Source organism: Streptomyces sp. ID05-26A (assembly GCF_033794685.1).
In the GTDB taxonomy this organism is placed as follows: Bacteria; Actinomycetota; Actinomycetes; order Mycobacteriales; family Pseudonocardiaceae; genus Lentzea.
In genome coordinates this window covers 221259-233213 of the sequence record NZ_JARAYZ010000006.1, presented here as the reverse complement: position 1 = coordinate 233213, position 11955 = coordinate 221259, and the positions used below count along the sequence as shown (strand labels likewise).

The 11955-nt window shown below is 69.3% G+C and carries 11 protein-coding genes; 3 read left to right on the top strand and 8 right to left on the bottom strand.

The annotated features are described in order from the left end of the window. Positions 1-185: 185 nt before the first annotated feature. Entirely contained in the window at positions 186-1421 is a 1236-nt protein-coding gene (locus PV646_RS38500) for an ABC transporter substrate-binding protein (RefSeq protein ID WP_500347356.1), read from the top strand. 54 nt (positions 1422-1475) lie between these two features. On the opposite strand, the gene PV646_RS38495 is transcribed toward PV646_RS38500, so the two are convergent. Next, positions 1476-3809 (bottom strand): Tex family protein, encoded by a 2334-nt coding sequence (locus tag PV646_RS38495; RefSeq protein ID WP_500347354.1) that lies wholly within the window; start codon positions 3807-3809, stop codon positions 1476-1478. Positions 3810-3858: 49 nt separating this feature from the next. Here PV646_RS38495 and PV646_RS38490 point away from each other — a divergent pair, with 49 nt between their 5' ends. Both PV646_RS38490 and PV646_RS38485 read left to right on the top strand, forming a co-directional pair. Then, complete coding sequence (locus tag PV646_RS38490) at positions 3859-4956, top strand: alkaline phosphatase family protein (protein WP_500347352.1); 1098 nt, start codon at positions 3859-3861, stop codon at positions 4954-4956. Positions 4957-5001: 45 nt separating this feature from the next. Further along, positions 5002-5862: a patatin-like phospholipase family protein gene (locus PV646_RS38485; protein WP_500347350.1), complete on the top strand. Its 861-nt coding sequence runs from the start codon at positions 5002-5004 to the stop codon at positions 5860-5862. On the opposite strand, the gene PV646_RS38480 is transcribed toward PV646_RS38485, so the two are convergent. The 7 genes from PV646_RS38480 to PV646_RS38450 are packed head-to-tail and all read right to left on the bottom strand — an operon-like array spanning position 5851 to position 11902. Next, a complete protein-coding gene (locus PV646_RS38480) occupies positions 5851-7167 on the bottom strand; it encodes an LLM class flavin-dependent oxidoreductase (RefSeq protein ID WP_500347348.1) in 1317 nt (438 codons plus the stop codon). The genes PV646_RS38485 and PV646_RS38480 overlap by 12 nt on opposite strands. Further along, on the bottom strand, positions 7164-7826 hold the full coding sequence (locus tag PV646_RS38475) for an ABC transporter ATP-binding protein (protein WP_500347346.1): 663 nt from the start codon (positions 7824-7826) through the stop codon (positions 7164-7166). The genes PV646_RS38480 and PV646_RS38475 overlap by 4 nt, the downstream gene beginning before the upstream one ends. Further along, positions 7802-8635 (bottom strand): ABC transporter permease, encoded by an 834-nt coding sequence (locus tag PV646_RS38470; RefSeq protein ID WP_500347344.1) that lies wholly within the window; start codon positions 8633-8635, stop codon positions 7802-7804. The genes PV646_RS38475 and PV646_RS38470 overlap by 25 nt, the downstream gene beginning before the upstream one ends. Next, positions 8632-9654 (bottom strand): ABC transporter substrate-binding protein, encoded by a 1023-nt coding sequence (locus tag PV646_RS38465; RefSeq protein ID WP_500347342.1) that lies wholly within the window; start codon positions 9652-9654, stop codon positions 8632-8634. Before PV646_RS38465 ends, PV646_RS38470 begins: the two co-directional genes overlap by 4 nt. Further along, positions 9654-10610 carry a TauD/TfdA dioxygenase family protein gene (locus PV646_RS38460; RefSeq protein WP_500347341.1) on the bottom strand — a complete coding sequence of 319 codons (957 nt, stop codon included), beginning with the start codon at positions 10608-10610 and terminating at the stop codon, positions 9654-9656. Before PV646_RS38460 ends, PV646_RS38465 begins: the two co-directional genes overlap by 1 nt. 44 nt (positions 10611-10654) lie before the next feature. Next, the gene (locus tag PV646_RS38455) at positions 10655-11770 is read right to left on the bottom strand and encodes an ROK family protein (protein ID WP_500347340.1); all 1116 of its coding nucleotides are present in this window, start codon (positions 11768-11770) and stop codon (positions 10655-10657) included. A gap of 42 nt (positions 11771-11812) precedes the next feature. Beyond that, a complete protein-coding gene (locus PV646_RS38450; RefSeq protein WP_322789012.1) occupies positions 11813-11902 on the bottom strand; it encodes a putative leader peptide in 90 nt (29 codons plus the stop codon). Positions 11903-11955 lie beyond the last annotated feature (53 nt).

Here is an 11955-nt window from a genome sequence, read left to right as displayed (position 1 = left end):
GTGGCCGATCACGCGTATCTCATTTCGTTCGGCACCGAAGAGCTAGCACACTCCGTAGTCGAGCGGTAGTCACATGAACCTTACGAGTCTGTGTTCCGTAGCACATAAGGGGCCATTAATCGGATCCCCGCCCAATACTGAGCTACCGCTTAGTATGCCGAGATCATTTGGACAAGGACTGCTGCATGCCCCTCCGCCGTGTACTGCCCACCGCAGCCTTGGCACTCGCCGTCCTCGCGGCCGGCTGCGGTGCTGAGACCGAAAAGGCCCAGGTCAAGACCGGGCCGGGCGTTACCGACGACACGATCTCGCTCGGCATCCTCACTGACATGACGGGTCCGTTCAAAGCCTCCGCTCTCACCCGCATGAAGGGCTACGAGCTCTACCTGAAGCAGGTCAACGACCGCGGTGGGATCTGCGGGCGCAGGGTCGAGCTCAAGCAGAAGGACCACGCGTACGACGTGCAGAAGGCGCTCGACGCGTACTTCGACCTCGAACCTCAGGTCCTCGGCCTGCTGGAACTCGCGGGCACGCCGATGACCGCCGCGATCGAGCCCGACATCATGCAGACCCGCACACTGACCGCGCCCGCCTCGTGGGCCGCGTCGCTGCTCGGCAACCCGCACATGATGATCGTCGGCACCACGTACGACCTCGACGTCATCAACGGGCTCGACCACTACAAGCGCAAGGGCGTGATCAAGGACGGGGACACCGTCGGCCACGTCTACGCCAAGGGCAGCTACGGCGACAACGCCGTCGAGGGCAGCCGGTTCGTCGGCACGCAGTGGAACATGAAGATCGTCGAGCAGCCGATCAGCGAGACCGCCGCGGACCTCTCCCAGCAGATCGCCGCCCTGAAGGCCGCGGGCGCCAAGGCCGTCGTGCTCAGCACCACCCCCGCCCAGACCGCCGCCGCCGTCGGTGTGGCCGCGGCGCTGAAGTGGGAGGTGCCGTTCATGGTCAACGTGGTCGGCTTCGACACCGCGATCCTCGACTCGCCGGTCGGCCCGGCCGTGGAGAAGCAGGTGTCCGTGGTGACGTCGGTGGCGCCGTTCACCGGCAGCCAGCCCGGCCCGCGCGAGGTCGCGGCCGCGTTCAACAAGTACTACCCGAACGACAAGCCCGCGATCTACGTCGACCACGGCTACACCGTCGCGAAGGTGTTCCTCTCGGTCATCGAGAAGGCCTGCGAGAAGGGCGACCTCACGCGTGACGGCGTGCTGGACGCGTTCCACAGCACCAACGGCCTGGACACCCAGGGCCTGACCAGCGCGTTGCACTACTCGCTCGTCGGCAGGCCGTCCGCCACGCAGTCGTACATCACCAAGGTCGACTCGAAGGTGCCCGGCGGTCTCACGACCGTCGAGGAACTGTTCGAGTCCGAGCTCGTGAAGGCCAAGGGCACCAGGGCCAAATAGCCACCAAATGAGAAACGGCCCCTCCCACACCGGGAGGGGCCGTTTCTCGTCGATCTACTTGTTGCCGAAACCGGCCTTGCGGAGCGCGTCCGCCATCGAACCGCTCGCGGGCGGCGTCGAGGCGCCGCGCTGCTGGCCCCCACGCTGCTGCTGCCCGCCACGCTGCTGCGGGCGGCCGCCGCGGTCACGGCCACCGCCGCCCTGCTGCTTCGGAGCGGGCTTGCCCGGCTCGTCGGTCAGGCGCAGCGTCAGGCCGATGCGCTTGCGGGCCTCGTCGACCTCCAGCACCTTCACCCGCACCACGTCACCGGACTTCACGACGTCGCGCGGGTCCTTCACGTAGGTGTTGGACAGGGCCGAGATGTGCACGAGACCGTCCTGGTGCACGCCGATGTCGACGAACGCGCCGAACGCGGCCACGTTCGTCACGACGCCCTCCAGCACCATGCCGGGGGTGAGGTCGGCGATCTTCTCGACGCCGTCCGCGAAGGTCGCCGTCTTGAACGCAGGGCGCGGGTCGCGGCCGGGCTTCTCCAGTTCGCGGAGGATGTCCGTGACGGTCGGCAGACCGAACTGCTCGTCCACGAACTGCTCGGGCCGCACCTTCGTCAGCACCGCCGTGTTGCCGATCAGCTCGGCACCGGCGGCCTCCTGGATCCGGCGCACGACCGGGTACGCCTCGGGGTGCACCGAGGACGCGTCGAGCGGCTCGTCGCCCCCGCGGATCTTGAGGAAGCCCGCGCACTGCTCGAACGCCTTCGGGCCGAGCCGCGCGACGTTCATCAACGCCTTGCGGGACTTGAACGGACCGTTGGAGTCGCGGTGCAGCACGATGTTCTCCGCGAGACCGGCGGTGATGCCGGAGACGCGGCTCAGCAGCGGCACGGACGCCGTGTTGAGGTCCACGCCGACCGCGTTCACGCAGTCCTCGACCACCGCGTCGAGCGAGCGCGACAGCTTGGATTCCGCCAGGTCGTGCTGGTACTGGCCGACGCCGATCGACTTCGGGTCGATCTTCACGAGCTCGGCCAGCGGGTCCTGCAGGCGCCGTGCGATCGAGACGGCGCCGCGGATCGACACGTCGAGACCAGGCAGCTCGGACGACGCGTAGGCCGACGCCGAGTACACCGACGCGCCCGCCTCCGACACCACGATCTTGGTGAGGTTCAGCTCGGGGTGGCGCTTGATCAGGTCGGCGGCCAGCTTGTCGGTCTCGCGCGACGCCGTGCCGTTGCCGATCGCGATCAGGTCGACGTCGTACTGCTTGGACCACGCGGCGAGCTTCGCGATCGACTCGTCCCAGCGGTTCGCGGGCACGTGCGGCTGGATGACGCCGTGCGCGACCACCTTGCCGGTGGCGTCGACGATCGCGACCTTCACACCGGTGCGGTAGCCGGGGTCGAGACCCATCGTGGCGCGCGTGCCGGCCGGGGCGGCCAGCAGCAGGTCGCGCAGGTTCGAGGCGAACACCTTCACGGCCTCGTCCTCGGCGAAGCTCCGCAGCCGGCCGCGCAGGTCGATGCCGAGGTGCACGAGGATCCGCGTGCGCCACGCCCAGCGGACGGTGTCGGTGAGCCACTTGTCGCCGGGACGGCCCTGGTCGTCGATGCCGAACCTCGAGGCGATGCGCACCTCGAACGTCGAGGGGCCCTCCTCACGCGGCTCCTCCGGCTCCAGGACGAGGTCGAGTACCTCCTCCTTCTCGCCGCGGAACAGCGCCAGGATGCGGTGCGACGGCAGCTTCGCGAACGGCTCGTCGAACTCGAAGTAGTCCGAGAACTTGGCGCCGTCGGTCTCCTTGCCCTCGCGGACCTTGGAGACGACGCGGCCGCGCGTCCACATCTGCTCGCGCAGGTCGCCGATCAGGTCGCCGTCCTCGCCGAAGCGCTCGACCAGGATGGCCCGCGCGCCCTGCAGGGCGGCCGCGGCGTCCGCGACCTCCTTGGCCGGGTCGACGAACTTGGCGGCCTCCTCCTGCGGGTTCAGGCCAGGATCACCCAGAAGTGCGTCGGCCAGCGGTTCGAGACCGGCCTCCTTCGCGATCTGGGCCTTCGTGCGGCGCTTCTGCTTGTACGGCAGGTAGAGGTCCTCGAGCCGCGCCTTCGATTCGGCGGCGAGGATCTGGGCTTCGAGGGCGTCGTTCAGCTTGCCCTGCTCGCGGATGGAGTTGATGACGGCCGCGCGGCGCTCTTCCAGTTCGCGCAGGTACCCGAGGCGTTCCTCGAGCGTGCGCAGCTGGGCGTCGTCGAGACCGCCGGTCGCCTCCTTGCGGTAGCGGGCGACGAACGGGACGGTCGCGCCACCGTCGAGCAGTTCGACAGCAGAGCCGACCTGGCCTGCGGCCACTCCGAGCTCGTCAGCGATCTTCTGGTGGATGAGCGTTGTCACAGCGCGCCATTCTGCCCGTTGTCCGATTCGACGTGGCACGGTGTCCTTCATGACCATCGCCGAGGTCGTCCCCTCACTGCTGTCGGGCCTGGACGTACCGGGTGCCGACAACACGCTCGGCCTGCCACCGGCCCGGCGTGTCGTCCTGCTGCTCGTCGACGGTCTGGGGCACGAGCAGCTGCGCGCGCACGCCTCGCACGCGCCGTTCCTGTCGTCGTTGTCCGATCGGCGCATCTCCGCGGGCTTCCCGTCGTCGACGGCCACGAGCCTCGCCTCGATCGGCACCGGGCTGCAGTCGGGGGAGCACGGCATCGTCGGCTACACGTTCGCGGTCGGGGACGAGGTGCTCAACTCGCTGACCTGGACCAGGGCGAGTGAACGCGACCACGACCTGCGCAAGTCGCTCGTGCCCGAGGTCGTGCAGCCGCACCCGACGCTGTTCGAACGCGCGTCGGCGGTCGGGGTCGCGGTCAGCACGGTCGCGCCGATGCTCCAGCGTTCGTCCGGGCTGACGAGGGCGGTGCTGCGCGGCTCGTGGTTCCGCGGCGCCGCCGGGTTCGGCGACCTGGCGCTGGGCGCGGTGGCGGCGGTCCGGCAGGACCGGTCGTTCTGCTACGCCTACCACGCCGATCTCGACACGATCGGGCACTTCTACGGGCCGGGCTCCGAGGAGTGGTTGCTGCAGCTGGAGTTCGTGGACTCGCTGGCCGCCCGGATCGCCGCGCGCCTGCCGTCCGGCTCGCTGCTCGCCGTCACGGCGGACCACGGCATGGTCACCGCGGGCGAGCGGATCGACTTCGACACCGAACCGCTGCTGTGGCAGGGGGTCCGGGTGATCACCGGTGAGCCGCGGGTGCGGTACCTGCACACCCAGAGCGACGAGGTGCTGTCCGTGTGGCGGGAGTTCCTCGGCGACCGGGCCGAGGTGCTGACCCGCGAGGAGGCCGTGGACGCCGGGTGGTTCGGGCCGGTCAGTCCGCTGGCGGCCGACCGGATCGGGGACGTCGTCGTGGCGATGAGGGACTCCGCGGTGCTGTTGCGCAGTCAGGCCGAACCGACCTGGAACGCCTTGACGGGGTTCCACGGATCGCGGACTTCGGCGGAGCTGGCCATTCCGTTACTCATTCACTCAGTGACTTCAGTGTAATCTGAATCCAGCCCTTTTTGTTGTCTCGCTTTAGGATTACCGGACGTGACGATCGAACTGCCTGGACCAGTCGCCTTCGTGCTCGGGGGCGGCGGAAGCCTCGGCGCCGCTCAGGTCGGCATGCTGCGCGCGTTGCGGGAGCACGGCGTGACGCCCGATCTGGTCGTCGGCACCTCGGTCGGGTCGGTCAACGGGTCGTTGCTCGCCCTCGACCCGGACAAGGCGTTCGAACGGCTCGCCGTGCTGTGGGAGGGCATGACGCGGCAGCGGGTGTTCCCGGGCGGGCCGATCGCGCAGCTGAGGTCGTTGCGCACCAACAAGACCTACCTGTTCCCGAACACCGGCCTGGCCCACGTGCTGGCGGAGGGGCTCGGCGGATCCACTTCCTTCTCCGACCTGTCGCTGCCGTTCGGCGCGGTGTCGGTGAACGGCGTGACCGGCGAGGCCGTGAACATCACCGAGGGCGAGCTGATCCCCGCGATCCTCGCCAGCGCGGCGATCCCGGGCGTCTACCCGCCGGTGCGGATCGGCGACCAGGTGCTCTACGACGGCGGTGTGCTCGCGAACGTGCCGATCCGCCAAGCCCTGGCGATGGGCGCGAAGTCGTTGGTGGTGCTGGACTGCGCGTTCCCCGGGCACCTGCCGACGGTGCCGGAGACGCTCGCCGAGACGTTGCTGTTCTGGGCGACGCTGGGCATGCGCAACCAGGCCGTGCTGGAGGTGGAGCTGGCGTCGCAGAGCGCGCCCGTGCTGTACCTGCCGGGGCCGCCGGTGCAGGCCGTGACGCCGCTGGACTTCTCGCACACCGCGGAACTGGTCGAGGCCTCCTACCTGGCCTCGACCGCGTTCCTCACGACGCTGGAGATCGCCGGCGTGGGGCTGTACGGGCACCCGTCACACGGCTAGTGCGGTGAACTGGCCGGCGGGGCGCTTGAGCCCGTAGTGCTCGCGCAGCGTCGTGCCGGTGTACTCGGTGCGGAACAGGCCGCGCTGCCGCAGGATCGGCAGCACCTCGTCCGCGAACCGCTCCAGCCCGGACGGCAGCACGGCGGGCATGATGTTGAACCCGTCCGCGGCGCCTGCCCGGTGCCACTGTTCGAGCTGGTCGGCGACCTGGACCGCGGTGCCGGTGAACGTCTTGTGGCCGCGGCCGCCGCCCAGCCTGCCGATCAGTTGCCGGACGGTCAGGTGTTCACGCCGGGCCAGTTCCACGATCAGCGTGTACCGGGACTTGGCGCCCTCGATCGCGGCCTCGTCCGGGAGGTCGGCGGGCAGTTGTTCGTCCAGTTCCAGGTGGTCGACCTTGAGCAGGCCCGCGAGTTGCCTCGCCGCGTGCTCCGGGACGATCAGCCGTTCCAGTTCGGCGTCCAGTTCGTGCGCTTCCTCCTCCGTGGAGCCGATCACCGGGACCAGGCCGGGCAGGATCTTGACCTCGTCCGGGTCGCGGCCGAACTCGATCGCCCGGCGCTTCACGTCCTGGTAGAACGCGACGGCGTCCTCCAGCGTCTGATGGGCGGTGAAGACGGCTTCCGCGTGTTTCGCGGCGAAGTCCCTGCCGTCCTCGGAGCTGCCCGCCTGGACGAGCAGCGGGTAGCCCTGCGGTGAGCGCGGCACGTTGAGCGGGCCGCGGACCTTGAAGTGGGGGCCGACGTGGTCGATGGTGTGGACGCGGTCGTCCTGGGCGTGCACACCGGTCGCCTTGTCGGCGATGATCGCGTCGTCGTCCCAGGAGTCCCAGAGCTTCTTCGACACCTCCACGAACTCCGCCGCGCGGTCGTAGCGGGTGAGGTGGGCGGGCTGGGCGTCGAGGCCGAAGTTGCGGGCCGCGTCGTCGCCTGCGGTCGTGACGATGTTCCAGCCCGCGCGGCCGCCGCTCACGTGGTCCAGTGAGCTGAACCGGCGGGCCAGGTTGAAGGGGTCGTTGTAGGTGGTGGACGCCGTCGCGATCAGGCCGATCCTCGTGGTGACGGCGGCGATCGCGGTGAGCAGGATGGTCGGCTCGATCTTGCCGGACGGGCGGCGGCTCGGGTTCCCCCACAGCACCGGGGAGTCCGCGAGGAACACCGAGTCGAACTTCGCCTCCTCGGCGATGCGCGCGATCCGCTGGTGGTAGGCGATGTCGATGTGCGCCAACGGTTCCGACTCGGGCAGCCGCCACGACGCCTCGTGGTGGCCGGTGTCGTGGACGAAGAGGTTGAGGTGCAGCGTCATGCGGCTACTCCGATGCCGAGTGCGGACAGCAGATGGGTTCGGTCGGCGTCGTGCGCCGGGAGGTCGAGGCCGATGCGGCCCTCCTGCAACACGAGCACGCGGTCGGCGAGTTCGACGGCCTCGTCGACGTCGTGCGTGACCAGCAGGACGGCGGGCCGGTGCTTCGCGCACAGTTCGCGCAGCAGGTCGTGCATCTTGATGCGGGTCAACGCGTCCAGCGCGCCGAACGGTTCGTCGGCCAGCAACAGCCGGGGTTCGCGGACGAGGCAGCGGGCGAGTGCGACGCGTTGCTGCTCGCCGCCGGACAGTTCCGCGGGCCACGCGCGTTCGCGGCCCTTGAGACCCACTTCCTCCAGCGCTGCCTTGCCCTTGCCGGGCTTGACGCCGAGTTCGACGTTGTCGAGGACGCGGAGCCACGGCAGCAGCCGGGAGTCCTGGAACGCGACGGCGACCTCGTGCGGGACTTCGAGGGTGCCTTCGCCGGTCACGTCGTGGTCGAGGCCGGCGATGGCCTTGAGCAGCGTCGACTTGCCGGAGCCGCTGCGGCCGAGCAGCGCGACGAACTCGCCGGGCGCGATGGTCAGGTCGAGGTCGTCGAGGATCTTGCGTTCCTGGAACTGGCGGGTGAGGCCGTTCACCCGGACAGCGTGCGTCGCCATGCCAGCGCCCTCCGTTCGGCGATCCGCAGCAGCGCGTCCGAGACGAACCCGAACAGGCCGTAGACGACGAGCCCGACGACGATCACGTCGGTCTGGCCGTAGTTCTGCGCCTGGAACATCAGGTAGCCGATGCCGCTGGTCGCGTTGATCTGCTCCAGCACCACCAGGGACAGCCAGGATGCGGTGACGGCGAGCCGGAGGCCGAGGAAGAAGCCGGGCAGCGCGCCGGGGAAGACGACCTTGCGCACGTACTGGGTGCGTGTGAGGCCGACGGCCTCCGCGAGTTCGACGTACCGGCTGTCGATGCTCGTGAGTGCCGCGTAGGTCTGCAGGTACATGATCGTCGCGATGGTCACGGCGATCACCACGATCTTGAACTCCTCGCCGATGCCGAGCCAGAGGATCAGCAGCGGGATCAGGCCGAGGGACGGGATCGCGCGCTTGACCTGGACCGTGCCGTCGATCAGCGCCTCTCCCACCCGGCTCAGGCCGGACGCGATGGCGAGCAGCGTTCCTGCCGTGGCACCGAAGAAGAACCCGAGTGCCGCCCGTTGGAGCGAGGTGAGGATGCTCTCGGGGAGCTTGCCGTTCTCGGTCAGCTCGATTCCGGTGTGGACGATCGTCCACGGCGCGCTCAGGATGCGCGGATCCAGTGCGCCGGTCGCGGACGCGATGCTCCAGACGGCGATGATCAGCGCTGGTCCGAGAACGCGTCCGTACGGGATGGGTTTGCCGAGTCCCAGGCGCTTGCGCCGGTTCGGGGTGGCGGGTGCGACGAGTGTCGCGGGGCGTTCGAGCACCTGGGTCATGTCCGGCTCCGGTACCTGGCGTCGACGGCCTCGGCGGCGACCTTCTCGAACCGGCGGTCGAAGAGCTGGGTGACGTCGAACTTCTCGACGAACCCGCCCTCCGCCAGCAGGTCCGCGGTCTCCTGCTCCCACTGGATCGCGCGGTCCCAGTTCGTCGGGAAGGTCAGTGGTGGCTGGGACTGCACGATCCGGTCACCGTCGGCCTTGGAGACGTTCTGGTCCTTGACGTAGTAGGCGTCGACCCACTTGTCCGGATTCTCGTAGCTCCACACGGTTCCGCGCGCCCAGAACGGGATGAACGCCTTGATCGCGGCGAGCTTCGCCGGGTCGTTGAGGACCTCGACCGGCGCCCACAGGACCGTGAGCAGGTCGACGGAGTTCATCTGGATCGCCGTGGCGTCGGGGTACTGGCCGAGGTACTTGGTGAGCTGCGGTTCGGCGAGCACGGCGACGTCGACCTGGCCCGCCTGCACGGCGGTGAGGAACTGGTTGCTGGTCAACGGGATCAGCTCGACGTCGGTGAGCTTCAGGCCGAGTTCCTTGAGCGTGCGCAGAACGACCACGCCCTGAGCCTGGCCCTGGCTGAACGCGATCTTCTTGCCCTTGAAGTCCTCGAGCCTCCTGATCGGCGAGCCGGGCTTCGTGGCGTAGGTGTAGAGCGGCTTGTCGCGCTCGCCGACCGCGACGATCTTGGTGGTGAGGCGGGTGGCCTGCGCCTGGATCGGCGGGATGCCCGCGTTGGCGCCGAGGTCGACGGACTTCGCGCGGAACGCCTGGATCACGTCCGGCCCGGCCTGGATGTTCGGCCAGTCGCTGACCTGGAACGGCAGCTTGGCCAACTCGCCGTTCGCCTCCAGCTGCTTGAGCGTGGTGCGGATGGAGATCGACAGCCTGGTGTCCGGGGGAGGGGGTGTCGTGGGCAGGTCGCCGAGGACCTGCGTGGTGGTGCTGCCGCCCGCGGAGCACCCCGCGGCACCGAAAGCCGCGAGGCCGAGCAACAGGGAACGTCGAGTCAGCATCAGTCCACCACCACGGCGTGGTCGGCGGTGAACGGGCGGCCGGCGAGCAGCGTGGACTCGCGGCCGTCCGGCCCGACCGGGGTGTCACCGATGAGGGTGACGCGGTGCAGCGTGCGCCGGACGTCGAGGTGCTCCAGGTCGCGCGGTGCGAGGTGGGCGGTGGCGCGGTTGTCCCAGAACGCGACGCTGCCCGGCTCCCAGCGGAACCGCACGGTGTACTCGGGCCGGGTGATCTCCGCGTAGAGCAGGTCCAGGACCGCCTTGCTCTCGGCGGCGGACACCCCGACGACGTGGCTGGTGAAGCCGGGGTTGACGAACAGGCCCTTCTCACCGGTGACGGGGTGCACGCGGACGACCGGGTGTTCGGCGACGAGCAGGTTGTCGTTGACGCGCTTGGCGTACGCGCCGTCGCCGACCTTCACCGAGCCGCCGTAGCGGTGCTCGGCCCGTAGTCCGTCCACGAAGGACTTGATCGGCTCGGAGAGTCCGTTGTACGCGGCGACGAGGTTGGTCCACGTCGTGTCGCCGCCGATCTCGGGCACCACCTCGGCGCGCAGGATGGAGGCGGCCGGTGGGTTCACCGCGGCGGTGACGTCGGTGTGCCAGCCGGAGAAGTAGCTGTACTGGCGCTTCTGGACCTGCTTGAACTCCTTGCCGTAGCGCTCCTCGTAGCGGCGCGGGTCGATCGTGAAGATCTCCGGGAAACCGGTCGGCGGGGCGTCGTCGTGGGGGTGGGCGTAGGTGAGTTCCCCGAACTGGCGGCCGAACGCGATCTGGCTCGCGTGGTCCAGCTCCTGGTTCCGGAAGAAAATCACCTTGTGTGCGTGGAGCGCCTTTTGGACCGTCTCGAGCTCGACCGCGCGGAGTGGCCTCGAAATGTCGATGTCCGAGATTTCCGCGCCGATGTGTCCCGCGATCGGTTTGACGGTGATGGTCTTTTCCTGGACTGAGGTCATGGATCGATCCTGCAGTTCAGATCCCGTGCATGTCTATTTTCCGCTCAGGGAAAATAAGTCGGTCCGCCGTATATCTCGCTGAGCACGACACTTCCGGCGGCGACGCTGAGAACCTCGCTGCCGAAACTCGTCTGAATGACGTCGCTATTACGTTCGGCGATTTCCGATGTCAATTCCTCCCAGCATCCGGGAATGAGGATCGCGCCGGCCTCGACCACGACGAGCACGTCCGGGTTGATCACGTCGAGCAGCAGTCGTGCGGCCTGCCCGACGAGCCGCGACCGCCTCCGGAACAGCTCGATCGCCCGCGGGTCGCCGCGCTGCCCGGCCTCGACGAGCAGGTCCAGCGACGGCACCGCGGTGATCCCGAGCCGCGCGGCCCGTTCCGCGAGCGTCCGGTTCGACGTGGCGGCCTCCAGGCACCCGCGCCGGCCGCAGGGGCACGGGGTGTCGTCGTCGCGCAGCCGGAGGTGCGCGATCTCGCCCGCCGCACCACCCGGCCCGCTGTGCACCGCGCCGCCGGTGACGATGGCCGCGTCGACCACGTTGCCCACGAACAGGTGCACCAGGCTGGTGCGGGCTCTGGGGTCAGCCCCGAAGAGCTGCTCGGCCCGCGCGAGCGCTCTCGAGTGCGACTCGACGTGCACTGCCGTGTCGAGCGCGGTGGTCAGGAACTCCTTGGCACGCACGTCTTTCCAGCCGAGCTGGCTGTGCTCGACGATCGTGCCGTCGTCCACGCGTCCGCCGGTGGCGACTCCGACACCGATCGGCACGCGGTCGTGCCTGCGCAGGAACGCGGGCACCCGTTCGGCGATCCCGCGCATCGCCGTTGCCGAGCTCGGCCTGTCGTGCGGCTCGCGTTCCTCGGCGAGCACCCGCCCGCGCAGGTCCACGAGCGCCAAGGTCGTGTGCCCGTAAGCGATGTGGACCCCGCACACCACGTGCCGGTCCACGTCGATGTCCACCGGAACGTGCGGCCGCCCGATCGTCACCCTCGGCACGCGCGTGTCGACCTCGCGCACCAGCCCGCGTTCGGCCAGCTCGGCGTACTGCTTGGTGACGGTGGCGGCGCTCAGCCCGGTCAGGCGCGCGATGGTGCTGCGCGCGACAGGTCCGTGGTCCAGCACGGACCTGAGCACGGTGGCGGCGGTGCGGCTCACGTGGTCCCTCCCCTTCTCGCAGGGGGTTCGTCTGATCTCCGGTCAGGCGAAGGCGGGCACCGCACAGATCGCGCTCGCCTGCCGACGGAGGTCGACGTGGCGGCGCGTGCTGAGCACGGATGCCTGGGACATGCCCCGACTCTGACATCCGTTGCGGCCCCGGCCAAGCGCGCCCACGTGGTGGG